This is a genomic window from Streptomyces sp. NBC_00335 (genome assembly GCF_036127095.1).
GTDB lineage: Bacteria > Actinomycetota > Actinomycetes > Streptomycetales > Streptomycetaceae > Streptomyces.
Genome location: NZ_CP108006.1, coordinates 486,341 through 502,626, shown reverse-complemented (window position 1 = coordinate 502,626; position 16,286 = coordinate 486,341). Strand labels below are relative to the sequence as shown.

At 74.0% G+C, this 16,286-nt stretch carries 14 protein-coding genes; 5 read left to right on the top strand and 9 right to left on the bottom strand.

Annotated features, from left to right (window positions below; all coding sequences use genetic code 11):
- Nucleotides 1-27: 27 nt before the first annotated feature.
- Complete coding sequence (locus OHA37_RS02285; RefSeq protein WP_266901883.1) at nt 28-612, bottom strand: YdeI/OmpD-associated family protein; 585 nt, start codon at nt 610-612, stop codon at nt 28-30.
- Between the two features lie 117 nt (nt 613-729).
- Here OHA37_RS02285 and OHA37_RS02280 point away from each other — a divergent pair, with 117 nt between their 5' ends.
- The gene (locus tag OHA37_RS02280) at nt 730-1,080 is read left to right on the top strand and encodes a hypothetical protein (RefSeq protein WP_243332017.1); all 351 of its coding nucleotides are present in this window, start codon (nt 730-732) and stop codon (nt 1,078-1,080) included.
- Nucleotides 1,081-1,104: 24 nt separating this feature from the next.
- Here OHA37_RS02280 and OHA37_RS02275 read toward each other — a convergent pair whose 3' ends face one another.
- From OHA37_RS02275 to OHA37_RS02245, 7 genes are all read right to left on the bottom strand, one after another.
- Nucleotides 1,105-1,290, bottom strand: a complete 186-nt coding sequence (locus tag OHA37_RS02275) for a DUF6381 family protein (protein ID WP_284717145.1) — start codon at nt 1,288-1,290, stop codon at nt 1,105-1,107.
- 98 nt (nt 1,291-1,388) lie between these two features.
- Nucleotides 1,389-1,961, bottom strand: coding sequence for an HPP family protein (locus OHA37_RS02270; protein WP_266901878.1), 573 nt, complete (start codon nt 1,959-1,961; stop codon nt 1,389-1,391).
- A gap of 265 nt (nt 1,962-2,226) precedes the next feature.
- Nucleotides 2,227-3,027, bottom strand: coding sequence for an NPP1 family protein (locus tag OHA37_RS02265; RefSeq protein WP_443046099.1), 801 nt, complete (start codon nt 3,025-3,027; stop codon nt 2,227-2,229).
- A gap of 116 nt (nt 3,028-3,143) precedes the next feature.
- Complete coding sequence (locus tag OHA37_RS02260; protein ID WP_266901876.1) at nt 3,144-4,436, bottom strand: serine hydrolase domain-containing protein; 1,293 nt, start codon at nt 4,434-4,436, stop codon at nt 3,144-3,146.
- A gap of 69 nt (nt 4,437-4,505) precedes the next feature.
- Nucleotides 4,506-5,354, bottom strand: a complete 849-nt coding sequence (locus tag OHA37_RS02255; RefSeq protein WP_266901874.1) for a C40 family peptidase — start codon at nt 5,352-5,354, stop codon at nt 4,506-4,508.
- Between the two features lie 536 nt (nt 5,355-5,890).
- Nucleotides 5,891-9,916, bottom strand: a complete 4,026-nt coding sequence (locus OHA37_RS02250; protein ID WP_266901872.1) for an nSTAND1 domain-containing NTPase — start codon at nt 9,914-9,916, stop codon at nt 5,891-5,893.
- Between the two features lie 177 nt (nt 9,917-10,093).
- Nucleotides 10,094-10,465 carry a hypothetical protein gene (locus OHA37_RS02245; RefSeq protein ID WP_266901870.1) on the bottom strand — a complete coding sequence of 124 codons (372 nt, stop codon included), beginning with the start codon at nt 10,463-10,465 and terminating at the stop codon, nt 10,094-10,096.
- A 271-nt stretch (nt 10,466-10,736) separates the two neighbouring features.
- Here OHA37_RS02245 and OHA37_RS02240 point away from each other — a divergent pair, with 271 nt between their 5' ends.
- Nucleotides 10,737-11,900, top strand: a complete 1,164-nt coding sequence (locus tag OHA37_RS02240; protein ID WP_266901869.1) for an AI-2E family transporter — start codon at nt 10,737-10,739, stop codon at nt 11,898-11,900.
- Nucleotides 11,901-11,989: 89 nt separating this feature from the next.
- On the opposite strand, the gene OHA37_RS02235 is transcribed toward OHA37_RS02240, so the two are convergent.
- Entirely contained in the window at nt 11,990-12,604 is a 615-nt protein-coding gene (locus OHA37_RS02235; RefSeq protein WP_266901867.1) for a helix-turn-helix domain-containing protein, read from the bottom strand.
- Nucleotides 12,605-12,772: 168 nt separating this feature from the next.
- Here OHA37_RS02235 and OHA37_RS02230 point away from each other — a divergent pair, with 168 nt between their 5' ends.
- The 3 genes from OHA37_RS02230 to OHA37_RS02220 all read left to right on the top strand — a co-directional run bounded on the left by OHA37_RS02230 (nt 12,773) and on the right by OHA37_RS02220 (nt 16,257).
- Complete coding sequence (locus OHA37_RS02230; RefSeq protein ID WP_266901865.1) at nt 12,773-13,903, top strand: aryl-sulfate sulfotransferase; 1,131 nt, start codon at nt 12,773-12,775, stop codon at nt 13,901-13,903.
- On the top strand, nt 13,900-15,273 hold the full coding sequence (locus OHA37_RS02225; RefSeq protein ID WP_266901863.1) for a uracil-xanthine permease family protein: 1,374 nt from the start codon (nt 13,900-13,902) through the stop codon (nt 15,271-15,273). Before OHA37_RS02230 ends, OHA37_RS02225 begins: the two co-directional genes overlap by 4 nt.
- Before the next feature lie 78 nt (nt 15,274-15,351).
- Entirely contained in the window at nt 15,352-16,257 is a 906-nt protein-coding gene (locus OHA37_RS02220) for a hypothetical protein (protein WP_266901861.1), read from the top strand.
- Nucleotides 16,258-16,286 lie beyond the last annotated feature (29 nt).

Below are 16,286 nucleotides of genomic sequence, written 5' to 3'. Positions count from 1 at the left end.
GGCGGCCGGGCCGGGCCCGGCCCGGGTTCAGCCGGCGGCGCCGCGCGCCAGGAGGCGTACGGCCAGCTCCAGGCGGGCCCGGCGGGTCTCCGCGGTGAGGGCCTGGAGGAGGGGCAGTGCGACGAGGTAGCGCCCGGTCCGGTCCAGGGCCTCGAAGGCCGCCCGGGCCACCGGGTCCTGAGCCAGGGCCGCCGTCAGGTCGGGCGGCACCTCCGCCGTCCGCTGGGAGGCGTAGGCCCCCGACCAGCGGCCGTCCTCCTGCGCCTTGCGCACCTCGGCGAGGCCCGGTTCGCGCATGCGGCCCAGGGCCGTCAGCTCGGTCACCTTGTCGACATTGACCTGCGACCACAGGCTCCGGGGCCGGCGCGGCACGTACTTCTGCAGGTAGTACCGCTCGTCCAGGGAGCGGCGCTGCCCGGAGATCCAGCCGTAGCACAGCCCGATGTCGACCAGCTCGTCCGCGGACACGGAAGGGATCCCGGAGGCCTTCTTCGCCAGCTTGACCCACACGCCCTCGTGCCGGGCGTGGTGTCCGGCCAGCCAGCCCTCGAAGGCCCGGGCATCGGCGAACGCGATGACTGCCACGCCGTCCAGCTCGTCCAGCTCGTCCATGCGGGCCAGATTAGTGCCCGCCCCCCGGAGCGGAGCGGGTGCCCGGCTGCGGGATAATGATCGCCGGTGCGGCCCGGTTCGCGCCGGACAGCGCAGCGACCCGAGATGGAGCCCCCGATGGACGTACGCCACTTCGAGCGGATCACCGCCTTCATCGAGGCGCGGCTCACCCCGCTCTTCGCCGAGGAGACGGGCAGCGAGAACGGCTTCGGGATGGACGACACCTCCCGCGCCCTGCGCGCCCTGCGCAACGCCGCACTGGAGGCCTCGGTGGCCAAGGGGCTCATCGAGCAGCGGGAGACGGCCGAGCCGGCGGTCCGCCGGGTCATCGACCAGGCGGTGGAGCACCACTGGGACGTGCTGCGCGGCATCGCCCGCCAGTGGGAGGACCACGCCGACTTCGTCCGCGAGTTCAAGCGCCACGCGTGGGAGCTCGACGAGGCCCCCGCGGCGGCCGTGGCCCCGTAGGACCCTTGCCGGGACCCGGCGGCCCTACCGCAGGTCCATGCCCGGGTCGTCGATGACGCGCTCCTGCTCGCTCTGCTCGCGCAGGCGGCGCGCCTTGTCCCGCAGCCGGCGGCTCTCGTCGGGGTCGGTCGAGCGGGTGGCGGCCTCGTCGAGTTCCTGCGCCTTGTCGCGCAGCTGCCGGGACCGGCCGTGGGATTCGCCTGCACTCATGATCACTCCTGGGCGCTGTGGGGGGACGCCGGGCGGACTTCAGCGAACCAGCAGTACACCCGGAGCGCATCTCGAACCACCCGCGCGGTGACGCACGGTCACCACCAGTACGCGGGGTACCTCGGCGCCTTGCGGCGCACGCGGGAGGCGGCGTACCCGGTCAGGACGATCAGGACGGTCGATCCGAACAGCAGCGGGACGAACCGGGCCGCCGCCGGGGTCTGCAGCACGACCACCACGGCGGTGGCGCAGGCGGGTGAATGCGGGGTGCGCGCGGCCATGACCAGCGCCAGCGTGACACCGGCGGCCACGGCGGCCCCCCAAGCGCTGCTGCCGGCCACGGCCAGCACGCCGTAGCCGACGGCCGCCCCCACCATGTGGCCGATGACCACCCCGCGCGGCTGCGCCAGCGGCAGCGTGGGCGCACTGTGCACGAGGGCGGCGCTGGCGGCCAGCGGGGGTATGAGGATCGGCTCGTGGATCATGGCTCCGATCGCCACGAGCCACAGCAGGACCACGGTGGCGGCGCTGATGCTGTGGATCGCGGCGGCGGCCGTGGGCCGGGCCGGGGCCCGGCCGCCGATCTTCCGGCGGCGGGGTCCCCCCGAGGCTTCGATCCCGGGGGAGCCGGAGGCGTCGGGGGACGGAGCGGGGTGGAGCGCGGTACTCATGGCGGCAGGTTTCCGGGCAGGGCGGCCGTCGGCCGGGCAGGGGCGGTACGGGGCGGACGGGGCGGCGTCACGGCGGCGGTGCGCGTGGCGCGCCCGCACGGGGGCGGCCGGGCCGCGCGGTGCGGGCATGCCGTGATCGACGGCCGACCGACCTCGCGCCTCCCCGGGTGGCGGGGCGGCGCATTCCGGACATGACCCTATCCGGAGCCCTTCCGGCACCCGCCCCCGGGTCCACCCGGCGGTGCGCGCCCGGGTCAGGCGGCCGTCACGCGTTGGGGTCGAAGGGGATCCCGGCCGGTTTGGCCTTGGCCAGGTGGCCGTTGAACTGGCCGTCCTTGATTCCGAGCAGGGCACTGCCGAAATCGGCCTGGCTCAGCTTGTCGCGCAGCCCGGCGGGGTAGCCGTTCCAGCCGACCAGCGTGGGGTACTGCCAGGTCCCCTTGTGGTTCTCCGGCGGCTCGTCGTTGGAGTTCGCGGCGCGGAAGCAGTGCGTGCTCCAGCCGTCCTTGTGGTAGACGATCTTCGGGTGCGTGCCGTCGAAACGGATCTGCGAGGCGGCGTGCACCTTGAAGTTCCCGTGCTCCGAGGTGGAGACGTAGCCGACCTGGTCGTTCTGGATCCACACCACGACGTGCTCCCAGTCGTGCCGGTGCCCGGCGCTGCCGGGGCCGAGCGAGACCTGGTCCTTCTCGAAGTAGAGCGCGTACATGACGGCGCACCAGCCGTTGTTGCACTTCGCGCGGGAGTAGCCGTTGGTGTTGTTCAGGTCGGAGAGGTCGCGGCAGTTGCCGTTGACGTCGCCGCCCATCTTCAGGCCCCCGTTGAGGGTGCCGTCCGGACCGATGGCGGGGCTGGAGTAGCAGCCGTCGCGGTCGTAGTCGTACGCCGGCTGGAAGGTCTGCTCCAGCCCGTCCGCGTTGGCGGGCAGGGCCGGGGGCGGAGCCGCGTACGCGACCCCCGGTACGGCGAGGACCAGCGTCGCGGCCCCCGCCGAGACGGCGAGCATCCTGCGGGCCCGCCGGCCCGGCCCCCTGCGGGAACGTTTCACGGACGGTGCGTCGGGCATCGTGTCCTCCTCATCGGTCACACGGGCAACGCCCGTGTGGGAATGCGGAGTTCAGCTTTCCCGGCTCCCGCCCCCAGGCCAAGGGGCGGGAGCCGCCCGATGTCCGGGAATCACCGTCAGCGGTTCTCCGGGAGGTCCGCCTCCGCCGCGGCCGGGGCGAACGCGAAACCGCGCGCGGTGGCCGGACCGGCGACCGCGGCCGGTGCCTTACCGCAGAAGGCGGCCTCCAGCGTGCCGCCGAGGGCGGTGTTGGCCTGACCCCGGTTGGAGGTGTTCGCCATGGCGGAGAGGGAGCTCTTGCCGTCGCGGGTGGTGAACGCGTAGGTGTAGAAGCCCTGCACCGTGCCCGTGTGCCCGTAGACCTGCGCACCGCACGAGAGGTCGTAGCGGCGCAGCCCCAGCCCGTAGAACCGGGTGTTGGTGGCGTCGGTCGGGGTCACGGTGAGCATGGCGTCCAGCGTGCCCGGGCGCAGCAGCTTCCCGCCGAGCAGGGAGGACATGAAGGTGCTGAGGTCGGCCGCGCTGGAGATCATCGCGCCCGCCGACTGCGCCCAGGAGACGGTCTGTTCGGTGGAGTCGACCAGCGGGGCACCGGCCTCGTCCGGGTGGAGGTAGCCGTTGGCGTGCAGCCCCTTGATGGCCGTGTTGGGGTGCACGTAGGAGGTGTTCTTCAGCTTGAGGGGCTTGATGATGCGGCGCTCGTACTCCTTGGCCACCGGCCTTCCGGTGGCCTTCTCGATGAGCATCCCCACCACGACGAAGTTGGTGTTCGAGTACTTGTACGCGACCCCGGGCTCGGTGGTCCTCGGCTCGGCGAGCGAGAGGCCGACGAGCTCCTTGTAGGTGAACACCTTGTTCCGGACGGCCTCGAAGCCGGGCACCGTGTGCTCGAACATCGCGTTCGTGTAGTCCGCCAGGCCGCTCCGGTGGGTGAGCAGGTGGCGCACCGTGATCCGGTCGTCGGGCAGCAGGCCCGGAAGGTAGGAGTTGACCGGCCGGTCCAGCTCGATCCGCCCCTCGTCCACCAGTTGGAGGAGGACGACCGAGGAGAACGTCTTGGTGACGCTGCCGATGCGGAAGCGGGCCCGCGTGTCCATCGCCGCGCCCGAGCTCCGGTCCCGTACGCCCTCCACCCGGGACCGGACGCCGTCCGGACCGGTGAAGCGGGCCATCGCGCCGGGAGCTCCGGCCGCCGTCGTATTGCGCAACGCCTGTGTCAGCGCCTCCAGATCGGGCGCCGCGGCCGGCTGGACGGGAGCCTCGACGACGGAGCCGGACGCGGGCGCCGCGTGGGCGGCGGTGGCGGGCAGCGTACCGCCGGCCACGACGGCGAGCAGGGCCGCGCCGACGGCCAGGCGCCGTGAGCGGGAGAGCGGCGGGACGGTGGACAGGGAGGGGGACGGACGCACGTTGCTCCTCGATGGGGCCGAATCGGCCGGGGTGGGGGGTTTGCGGGCTGTTCCAGACTTTACGGATGATCATCGGCAGGTGGGAACGTTTTCCAGCCAAGCCGCACCGCGGACGTAAATGTTCGTCACCCACGCCCGGTAGTCCGGAAGATAGGACCAGGCGTCATTGGTGTAGCCGTCCGAGGTCACCGACTCCGCGTGCTTCTGGCATTCCACTCGGATCGTCGTCGGCCCGGGGAAGGCGTAGACGCGCGCGGCAGCCGTGGCCGGGCGCTCCTTGGTCCAGACGCCGGCGCCCCAGGTCTGGAACACGTGTCCGGTGACCGGGCCGGTGTCCACGCGGACGGCCCCGTAATAGCCGTTCGACAGCCGGGCGTCGGTGACCTCGCTGACCATCAGCTTGGTACCCGACTGCCGGGCCTCCGCCATCTTGCCCGCCCCGAGGTAGAGGGCGATGTGGTGCAGGTCCCGGGAGGTCCCCCACACCAGCAGGTCACCGGGGAGCAGCGGCGCGAGCCCCTGGGCGGCGGTGAAGCGCGCGGCCGCGCGGTGCGTGTAGTACTGCGCACTGGCCACCCCGTCGAGCGGGTCCGAGCCGGTGGCCCGCGCATAGGCGTGGCGGACGAGTCCCGAACAGTCGAAGCCGAGCCGTTCGGGATCGTGCTCGCTCGCCGGATCGGTGGGGTCCACCTGCCCGTACGTGGCACCGGGCGTCGGGCCGTGACCACCGCCCCAGGTGTACCAGACCCCCTTTCCCACCTCCTCGCAGGCGGCGGCGACGGCACGCTCGGCCGCCGCCGAGGCCCCGGGGGCCAGGACCCGGCAACCGCTGTCGGCGGCCGCCGGGGCGGCGGGGGTGGAGAGGAGCACGGCCAGGAGCGCGAGGAGCGTTCCGATGAGACCTGTTCGGCGCAGCACGATGGGAGACCTCGTTTCACACGGCACGGTGGTGGTGAAGCACGGCAGTCCGCCCGGCACTTGGCCGTCGGTTCCGCACCCGTGACCAGCCTGTCGGCCGCCGCCGTGCCCCGTCGAGGGCCGGACGTGGCACCACCCGAACGGGCAACGGGAAACCCCGAGGGAAACCCTCATGGCGGCCTGCGCCCTTGGGAGCGATCGAGGCCCCGGGGTCCTCCGTGCGCGCAGGGTGATCCGGTCAGCCGCCCCATGCTCAAGTCCGCACCTTTGGCTGTGGTGTAGGCCCGCCTACATGGGCTCGACGAAGGGAACCCGCCACTCCGGTCGAGGGTCGGCGCCAAGACTCGTCCAGTACTCGCGCCCACGGACGATCAGTCCGTCACGGACGGTCCAGAACGACGCGGCACGGAACACCCTTTGGGCCTGGACCCGCTCCCACAGCGCTTCCACTGCCCTCGACGACTCCATGTGGCACACCCTGTCAGACGCCCCCTCGACAGATGCGGGGGCAGGCGGCCGCACCCCGTCACCACCCCTCATCGCTCCCCGCGGGGTCGGCAGCCGCGCACCGGCAGACCGGGAACCAAGGCCTGCCGCTCGCGCGGTCCGAGCCGGCCCACCGTCCGGCAGATGTCCGCCAGCCGGGCGCCGGGATCCGGGTTCCACAGCCGTACGGTGCCGTCGTTGCTGCTGCTCGCCAGGGTGCGGCCGTCGGGGGAGAAGACGACCCCCCACACGGCGTTGGTGTGGCCCGACAGCATGGCCCGGAGCCGGTGTCCGGGGACGTCCCACAGCCGCACCGTACGGTCGTTGCCGCTGCTCGCCAGGGTCCGCCCGTCGGGGGAGAAGGCGATGCCCCGCGCCGAGCCGGTGTGCCCGGTCAGCACCGCGGTGACGCGCCGCTGCTCCGCGTCCCACAGCCGTACGGTGCCGTCGTTGCCGCTGCTCGCCAGGGTCCGCCCGTCCGGGCCGAAGGCGACGGCCCGGACCGCACCCGCGTGCCCGCTGAGCGCGGCGAGCGGGCGGCGCCCGGCCACGTCCCACAGCCGTACGGTCAGATCGTCCCCGGCGCTGGCCAGGGTCCGCCCGTCGGGGCTGAAGACGACGTCGTTGGCGAAGTCGGTGTGCCCGATGAGGGTGGCGAGCGGACTGCGCGTGGCGGTGTCCCACAGCCGTACGGTGCCGTCGGCTCCGGCCGAGGCGAGGGTGCGGCCGTCGGGGGCGAAGGCCACCGAGAACACGGTCCCGGTGTGTCCCGTGAGGGTGGCGAGCGGAGCGCGCGTGGCGGTGTCCCGGAGGTGCGCGGTGTCCCAGAGCCGTACGGTGCCGTCGGCTCCGGCCGAGGCGAGGGTGCGGCCGTCGGGGGCGAAGGCCACCGAGAACACCGTCTCGGCGTGCCCCGAGAAAGTGGCCAGAACCCGCCGTCCGGCCACGTCCCAGACCAGCACCGTGTGATCGGCGTCGGCCGTGGCGAGGAGTTTCCCGTCGGGGCTGTACGTGGCGTGCCACACCTCGGTGAACGGGCGCGCCGTCAGCACCGGCCCCCGCAGGTCCCAGAGCACCACGGACTGGTCGAACGCGGCCGTGGCGAGCACCGATCCCGCCGGATCCACGGAGACCGCGAGCACGTAGTCGGTGTGCCCGGCGAGCGTCGCCGTGAGCCGGCCGCTCCGGACGTCCCACAGCCGGGTGGTGCCGTCGCCGCCCCCGCTGATGACGGTGGTGCCGTCCGGCGTGTAGGCCACGGAGTTGACGTCGTCGCTGTGCCCGGCCAGCGTCGCGGCCGCGCGCCGCCCGCCCACGTCCCACAGCCGCACCGTACGGTCGACCCCGCCGGTGGCGACCGTACGGCCGTCCGGGGCGAAGGCCGCGCCCAGCACTTCCCCGGTGTGCCCCTCCAGCACGCCGGCCGGCTCGGCCCGCCGGGTGTCCCACAGGCGTACGGTCCCGTCGGCGCCGGCCGATACGAGGCTCCGGCCGTCCGGGGCGTAGGCCAGGGCGTTGACCCGTGCGGTGTGCCCGGTCAGGACGGCGTGCTCGCCGTGTTCCCCGTCCGGGTCCCGCAACTGGATGGTCCCGTCGGCGGCTGCGATGGCGAGGGTGTCCCCGTCGGGGGCGAAGGCCACCGCCCGGGCGCCCGCCGTACTCGCAGGCAGCACGGACACGGCGCCGCCACCCGCTCCGACCGGCCAGAGCCGGACCGGGCCGTCGGTGGAACCGGCCGCCAGGGTCCGCCCGTCGGGGCTGAAAGCGACCGTGCGCACCCGGCCGGGCGCGGTGAAGGCGGCGACCGTGCTCCGGTCGGCCACCCGCCGCAGCAGCACCTTCCCGTCGGAGCCGGCCGTCGCCAGCAGCCGGCCGTCCGGTGCGAAGGCCACCGCGTTGACCGGCCCGCCGTGCCCGCCGAGCCGCGCCAGGAAGGGCTGCGACTGGGTGCTGAGCAGGGCGCCGCGCGCCTCGGGCGTCGCTTTGGCCCGGTAGGCCTCCTCGGCGAGCAGCATGGAGGCCTCGGGCTGTCCGGCCGCCAGTGACAGCGACCGGGCGGCCAGCGCCTGGGACCGGGCGGTCCGCTCCTGGCCGAGGGCCCCCGCGCGCTGCTGGTAGGCCACCGCGCCTGCGGTCAGCGCGAGCAGGAGCAGGACGACGAGCGTGGCCAGCATCCGCTGGTGCAGCCGGACCCGGAGCCGGTCCTGACGCCGGCGGGCCTCCTCGGCGGCCCGGCTCGCGTCGAGGAAGGCCGCCTCCCGGGGGCCCAGTCGACTGCGGCCGTCCAGCTCGTCGGCCCAGGCGCGGGCGGTGGCGAGGCGGCTGCCGCGGTAGAGCACCGACGGGTCGCGGGCCTCGCGCACCCATTCGTCGGCGGCCTGGGCCAGTTGCTGGTGCACCAGCAGTCCGGCCCGGTCGGCGTGGATCCAGCCGCGCAGCCGGGGCCAGGCGTGCAGCAGGGCCTCGTGGGTGATCTCCACGGTCTCGCTGTCCGCGCTGATCAGCCGGGCCCGGACGAAGGCGTCGAGGGCGGCGGCGGCCCGCGCGGTGTCCGCCTGCCCCTCCAGCAGGGCGGTCCGGCTCATCCGGCGCCGGGTCGGCCCCGTACCGTCGGCGAGGTGTACCAGCCGGACGAGGAGCCGGCGCACCATCCGCTGCTCGGCCGGGTACAGGCGGGCGAACACCTGCTCGGCGCTGCGCGCGACGGCGCCCTGGATGCCGCCGGCGTACTCGTATCCCGCGACGGTGAGCGTCGATCCCTCGCGCCGCTGCCAGGTGGCCATCAGCGCGTGCGACATCAGGGGCAGGGCGCTGGAGGGCGCCTCCCCCGGCCATGCCTCGGGAGGGGGACCGCCGCCGGGGCGCGCCACGGGGTCTCCCGCACCAGGGTCTCCCGCAGCCGGGTCCCGTACGCCCGCGTCCCGCAGCAGCAGCGGGACCAGCCCCGGTTCCAGTACGAGCCCGGCGAGCTCCGCCGGACGCGTGATCGACTCCCGCAGCTCCGCCACGGACATCGGGGGCAGCACGAACAGCCCGTCGCTGAACACGGCTGCCAGCTCCGGCAGGTCCAGGCACTCCCCGGAGAAGTCGGCCCGCACACCGAGCACGACGACGGCGGGGTCATATCCGCGGCCGGGCGGCGCGGTGGCCAGGGCGAGGAGCACCCGTACGAAGGCGCGGCGCTCCTCCTCGTCGGAGCAGAGGGTGAACAGCTCCTCGAACTGGTCGACCAGCAACACCGGCCGCACGGTCGGGAGCTGCCGCCGCTGCGCTCCCGGGAGGAGGCCGGCGCCGTGCGTCAGCCGGTGGACGGATTCGAGCAGCAGTTCCGGGTGGGAGCTCAACTGCGCCGGGGTGACGCCGAGATCGCCCCCCACCGCCTTGACGGTGGCTTCGAGCAGTTCCCGCAGCGGGTGCGCGGTGGGGGTGAACCGGACGGCCGGCCAGCCGTCGGCCCCCGCCACCGGGAAGCCGCCGCGCCGCAGGGCCGGTACCAGACCCGCGCTGAGCAGGGAGGACTTGCCCGCGCCCGATCGGGCGACGAGGAGCAACGGGCCGTGCCCGAGCCGGTCGTGGACCCGCTCGACGAGGGCGGCGGTGGCGCGCTCCCGGCCGAAGAACCACTGGGCGTCCTGCGGGGTGAACGCCGACAGACCGCGGTAGGGGCAGGCGCCGTCCGACTGCGGAGCACGCTGCCGGGGCGGACCGGGAGCGGCCGGAGGGCCGGGAGTGCCGGGAGTGCCGGGAGTAGAGGGAGTGCCGAGAGGGCCAGGAGGGCCGGATCGGCCGGCCGGCCCGGTGCGGGGGCCGGCCGGGGTGCCGCAATCCTCGCTCTCCGGTACCAGCCGCAGCAGTTCGCCCTCGGCCCCGAGGGCCCGGTCGCAGCTGCGGGCCACATCCAGGGTGACCGGCTTCGCACCGGTCTCGATCTTGCTGAGATAGCCCTTGCTGTAGTGCGTCTGACGGGCCAGGTCGCCCAGCGACAGGCCGCGCTGCACGCGCAGCCTTCGCAACTGGGCGGGAAAGGCCGCCGCGGTCCCGCTCGCGCGCTCCGGATCCCCCAAGACGTCCCCCATGGCAATGTGCGCCCAGGCTGTGAGAGGCAGGTGCCCAGGCTAGCGCGGGGGTCGGAGGGCCGACCGGCCATTCGTGCGGTGTGGCGTGGAACAGCTACGTTCCGGAGCCCGGCCGCGGGCCGGACTCCGGAACGTCCTTGCGAGTGGTGAACGGGCGTGTCGGCCGCCCGTCAGCCGCTAGCGGTTGAGGGTGATCGAGTTGATCGGTCCGAGGTCGGCGTAGACCCCGGTGCCCTGGGCGATGGGGTTGCCGCAGTTGACCCCGTTGGAGCCGGCGCACAGGCGTGCGGTGGCGCCCCCGTACTGGTTGTTCAGGACCCAGTGGTTGCCGTACTGGTTGGTGAGGTTGTGGGCCCCGTAGCTGTAGAAGACGTGGCTCGGGCTGACGGCGGGGTTCTGGTTCTGCGGGTAGATGCAGACCGCCCCGTCCGGGCATCCGGCCCACGTGTCGGCCGGCTGGGCGCCGGACGCGCCGGCGGCTCCGCTCAGTGCGACGACGGCGGCCGCGGCGGTGGCGAACGCGGCGGCGCCGCGGATCATCTTGCGCATGGTGTCCCCTCGGGTCTTGCTCCGTGCTGACACCTCGAGCCTGTCCCCGGCGGGCACCGGGGTCGACGGGTTTCCCGTCGCCCGTCGGCGGCCGGGACCGGGAAACCCCCTGTGACCAGCGAACTCCCCGAAGGAGGGGCAACGCCCGCGCCTGCTCCTTCGGCCCAGCGCGGATGAGGCCTTCGGGCGAACGCGCTGCGCGGCGCACGGGGAGGCCGCCGCCGGGGTGATAGCCCGAGGGGACCAACACACCCCGGAGGTGCGGCCGCACATGACCAGGCGACTCGTGACGCGGCCCGCCCGGCGGCTCGGGCCCGGCGGCCGCCCCCGCGGCGAAGACCCGACCGGGCGGGACGGTACCCCGGCGCACGAGGCGGCCGTGGCCGCACGGGTGGCGGCCCCGGTGGCCCCGGTGCTGCGGACCGCGGCCGGATACGCCTGGCGGCTGCTGGTCGTCGGAGCGGCGGCGTACGCGGTCTTCGCCGTCCTGGGCCGGTTCCACGAGATCGCGCTGGCCCTCTTCCTCGGCCTGGTCGCCGCGGCCATGCTGCGCCCGCCGGCCGGTCTGCTGGCCCGGGTGATGCCCCGCGGCCTCGCCGTGGCCTGCGCGCTGATCGGCAGCCTGATCGTGGTGCTCGGCGCCCTCGCGCTGGTCGGAGAGGCCGTCGCGGGGGAGTGGCCCACGCTGGTGCGCGAGTTCAGGGCCGGGCTGGCCCGGATCCAGAACTGGCTGGAGGGCCCGCCCTTCCGGCTCGACCCGCACGCCCTGAACGATGTCCAGTCGAAGATCGGCACCTACTTCTCCACCCACCGCTCCACCTTGCTGAGCACGGCCCTGAGCGGGGCCGGGAGGGTCGTGGCGGTGTTCACCGTGGTGGCCCTGGCACTGTTCTGCTCGGTCTTCTTCATCCACTCGGGCGACCGGCAGTGGAACTGGTTCTGCGGGCAACTGCCGGAAGGCGCACGGGACCGGGTGGCCGCGGCCGGGCGGGCCGCGTGGCGGACCTTCACGGGCTACTCCCACGGCATCGTGATCGTGGCCGCGACGAACGCCGTCCTCGTGGGCATCGCGCTCTACCTCCTCGGCGTCCCGCTGGCCGTGCCGCTCGCCCTGCTGGAGTTCGTCGCCGCGTTCGTCCCGCTCATCGGCTCCCCGGTGGCCCTCGGCATTGCCGCCGTCGTCGCCCTCGCCGCCAAAGGGCCGCTCGTGGCGGGCCTCGTGGTCGCGCTCATCGTGGTCATCGGCCAGATCGAGGGCCACTTGCTGCACCCGCTCGTCATGAGCCGGGCGGTACAGCTGCACCCCATGGTGGTGGCCCTGTCCGTGGTCGCGGGAGCCATCGCCGCCGGGATCGTGGGGGCCGTGGTGGCGGTTCCGCTGGTCTCGGTGGCCTGGACCGTCCACCAGTCCTTGCGCGCCACCCGTACGCGCTGACCGTCCGCGGTCCCCGTAGGAACTGACCGTCCGCGGTCCCCGTACGCGCTCACCGTCCGCGGTCCCGTGCGCGTACGGGCGGCCTCCGGTCAGCCCCGGGGGTCCACGACGGCCTCGACGTGGTCGGCGACGGCGACGAGCAGTACCCGCGTGCCCGCCTCCAGCGCCCGCCAGCGGTGCTCCACGCCGCCGGTGAGGTACAGGGTGTCGCCGCGGCCCAGGCGGTGGGTCCGCCCGTCCGCCTCCACCTCGGCCGAGCCGTCGGCGACGTACATCAACTCGTCGTTGCGGTGCCGGAACGCGCGCTCGGCGTCGTGGTCCCCGGTGAACTCCAGCGCGTGCATCTGGTGCTGGCCGCGTACGAGCGGACGGACCCGGGCCGTCGGATCCGGCCCGGAACCCGCCCCGGCGCCGAACCCGGAATCGAGTCCCGCGTCCAGCCCCGGATCGGCGTCGGCCCGCACGATGTCCACCCGGCGCGGGGTCTCCCCGGCGGCCAGCAACTGCACGGCCGTGGTGTCCAGGGCGTCGGCCACCCGCTGGAGCGAACGCATGCTGGGGCGGGCCCGGTCGTTCTCGATCTGGCTCAGGAAGGGCGAGGACAGCCCGCTGCGCGCGGCCACCTCGGCGAGGGTGAGGTCCAGCGCCCTGCGCCGTCTGCGGATGCCCGCACCGATCCTCCGCTCGGACGTCTCGTCTTCCACTTGGCCGCCCACCCCGCACCCCGCTCGTCGTTCTCCGCCTCTGACGATCATCTTCCCGCACCCGGCCGCGGGCTTCGCACGCCCTTCACAGCGCCGCAACAATGCGCAGCTAACTTCAAAGGAGATTGCTCGCATCAAATAAAGTTTCACGCTCCGCAGGAGGACAGCATGCCCCCGGTCGACCAGAACTTCCGCCGCCGCCGCGGCACCGGTCTCATCGCCCTCGACCCCGCCGCCTCGGAAGGCGGGTACACCCTCTTCGCCCCGCTCACCGGCACCGGCGAGGTCTACCTGATCGACATCCACGGCGAAGTGGTCCACGAGTGGCACCTGCCCTACCGCCCCGGCCGGCACGCCCGGATCCTCGACAACGGGAACCTGGCCTACAGCGGCGTGCTCCCCGGCGAGGAGGCCCTCTTCCCGATGTGGCACAAGTACCGCGGCGGCGTGATGCTCGAAGCCGCCCCGGACGGCACCGTCCTGCGCGAACACCGCGATCCCCTCCAGCACCACGACGCCCACCACCTCGGCGGCGGCCGCGTCCTCTACACCGCGCTCGAACCGCTGCGGGGCGCGGACGCGGCGGGCGTGCTCGGCGGAGTGCCCGGCTCGGAGGCGGCCGGCGGCACGGTGTGGGCCGACACCATCACCGAGGTCGACGCCGACGGCTCCGTACGCTGGTCGTGGAGCGCGGCCGAACACCTCGACCGGGCCGAATACGCCCTGCACCCCGACTACGCGCGCGAGCACTGGCCCCTCATCAACAGCGTCGTACCGCTCGCCGACGGGAACGTCCTCGCCAGCCTGCGCAGCGTCTCCGCCGTGGTCGTCATCAGCCGGGAGACCGGCGAGATCCTCTGGCGCACCGAGCCCGGAACCGTCTCGCAGCAGCACGCCCCCACCGAACTCGCCGACGGCCGGGTGCTGGTGTTCGACAACGGCGTCTTCCGCCCCGGATCGGACGTCCCCTACTCCCGCGTCATCGAGATCGAGTGCTCCTCCGGCAAGGTCGTCTGGGAGTACCACGACCCGGCCCGCGAGGCCTTCTTCGCCCCGTTCATGGGCAGCGCCCAGCGCCTCGCCGGCGGCAACACCCTCGTCACCGACTCCCCGTCCGGCCGCCTCTTCGAGGTGACCCCGGAGGGCTACCTCTGCTGGGAGTACGTCGTCCCCCACTTCGGCGCCTACCAGGAGTCCGAGGTCCGCGGCCTGTTCCCGTCCGAACCCAACGCCGTCTTCCGCTCCTACCGGTACACCGCCGAAGAGCTGCCCTGGCTGGACGGAGAGGCCGCCCGATGAGCACCGCCCGCGCGTTGCGCGCAGCGGCGGGCCCGGTCAGCCCGGTGGACGAGCGGCTGCCGCTGCGCCGGCTGGCCCCGCTGTCCGCACAGCACGTGCTGGCCATGGTGGCCGCGCCCGTCTCCACCACGTTCCTGACCGGCCAGGCCCTCGGCCTCACCGCCGCCGGTACCGCCTCCCTGCTCAGCGCCACCCTGGTGCTCTGCGGCGCCGGCACACTGCTCCAGTCCCTCGGGATCTGGCGGTTCGGGGCCCGGCTGCCGTTCGTCATGCTCCCCGGCGGGGCGGCCACCGCGCTCTTCCTCCAGATAGCCAAGGACCACGGCCCCGCGACCGCGACCGGCTCGGTGCTCCTCGCCGCGGCGCTGCTCTTCGCCGTCCTGCCCTTCTACGCCAAGGTCGTACGGCTCTTCCCGCCCGTGGTCATGGGCGTCACCGTGCTGCTCATCGGGATCGCCATGATCCGCGTCGCCGCCCAGCTGGTCACCGGCCGCCCCGGGAGCCCCGGGTACGCCGCACCCTCGGCGGTGGTGCTGGCCGGCGCCACCATCGGCTGCACCGTGCTCTTCCTCATGGTGCTGCGCGGGATCTGGCGGCAGACCGCCGTGCTCCTCGGGATGGGCGCGGGCACCCTCATCGCGCTCACCACCGGCCTCGGCCACCTCGCTCCCGTGGGCGGAGCCGGCGGGGGCCTGACCCTCCCGCACCTCCTCCCGTACGGTGCACCGCAGTTCGACGTGCTCGCCGCGCTGCCCCTCCTCGTCTTCAGCCTCACCACCCTCGCCGAGATCACCGGGCAGACCGTGCTCAACAGCGAGACCGTGGGGCGCGAGAGCGATCCCGGACGCGATGTGCCCCGGGTGGCCAGGGCCGACGCACTGATCTCGGTGTTCGGCGGCCTGTTCGGCACCTCGCTGATGGTCACGAGCGCGGAGAACATCGGCATCGGCCGGCTCACCGGGGTCCGCAGCCGCTTCGTGACCGCCGGGGCGGGAGTGCTGCTCATCGCCGTCGGCCTGCTGGCACCCGTCTCCCGGCTGCTCGCCGCGATCCCCGCACCCGTGGTCGGCGGATCCGCCCTGGTGATCTACGGCATCATCGCGGTGATGGGCGTCGACATGCTCGGGCGGACATCGCCCGGCGCCGGCGGCGGTTCCACCGTGATCGCGCTGGCCCTCACCGCCGGACTGCTGCCGGTGGTGGCTCCCGACCTCTACCAGGGGTTCCCCACCTGGGCCCGGACGGTCCTCGGCAGCGGGGTGGTGGCGGGCACGCTCGCCGCGGTCCTGCTCCACGCGCTCTTCCGCGCGGTCGCCAGCGGCGAGGCGCCGGGCACGGGGTCCGCGCGGAAGACCGGCCCCGCGGACTGACGGCGCCGATCCGCCGGGCCGGCGGCTATCCTCGCGCGGCGAAGGCGGGTACAACTGCTGTGCGAAGAGGGGGAGCAGATGCTGCGCGATGCGCGCGAGTGGTTCGACGGCGCGGCCGACGGGGAGATACGGGCACTCGAAGAGGTGCCCGGCATCGATCCGGAACGGCTGCGGGAACTGTGGTGTGCCGAGCCGGAGCTGATGCTCCGCCTCGACCGCCTGCACACGGCCGCGCAGCGGGCCTTCGAACGGCGCACGCGGGCGGCGGTCACCGAGGACCTGCTCCGGGCCCTGCGCGCCGTTGCCCAGGGGGCCGACGTGGCCCGGCTGGAGACGGCGGTCGCGCTGGCCGGAACGCGGCTGGAGGCCGATACGGCCACCGCCGGGGCGCGCGGCCTGAACACCGGCCTGACGTGCGGGATCGTGGTCAGCCCGGTGATCCTGGTCGTGGTCTTCGCGCTGGGGGCGTGGGTGCCCCGGATCTTCGGAGTGGAACTCGGCTGCCAGCCGCGACTGGCCCTGGCGGGAGCCCTGGTGTGCTTCGCGGGCGGCGCGATGGGCGCGGTCTTCAGCGTGATCGTCCGGCTGCGCGATCCCCGGCAGCTCATCCGCGACAGTGTGGTCGTCCGCGACGGCACGGGCGGGGCCGGTCCGGACGCGGATCCGGTCCAGCTGTGCCGGTCGCTGCGCCAAGAGGGCTGGTACCGGGTGGTGGTGGGGTGGTTCCTGGCCACCGCGCTCTACCTCCTCGTCGCCGGCGGGATCCTCACGGTCCTCACCCCGCCGGCCACCCCCGCCGAACTGTGCGGTCCCGGCCCGCTCTCCGCCGAAGCGCACGGGGCCCTGGTCAAGACCTGGTTCTTCTGGGGAGCCATCGGCTTCCTCGCGGGCCTGAACGAACGCTGGGCGCGCGGCCTGCTGCGCCACCCCTCGGCGCCCGTGGGCGAGGCGGCCGGGCCGGGGGAGGGCACGCGGCGCCCGTAGCGCACCGCCGTGCCGGACGGCGTGATCCG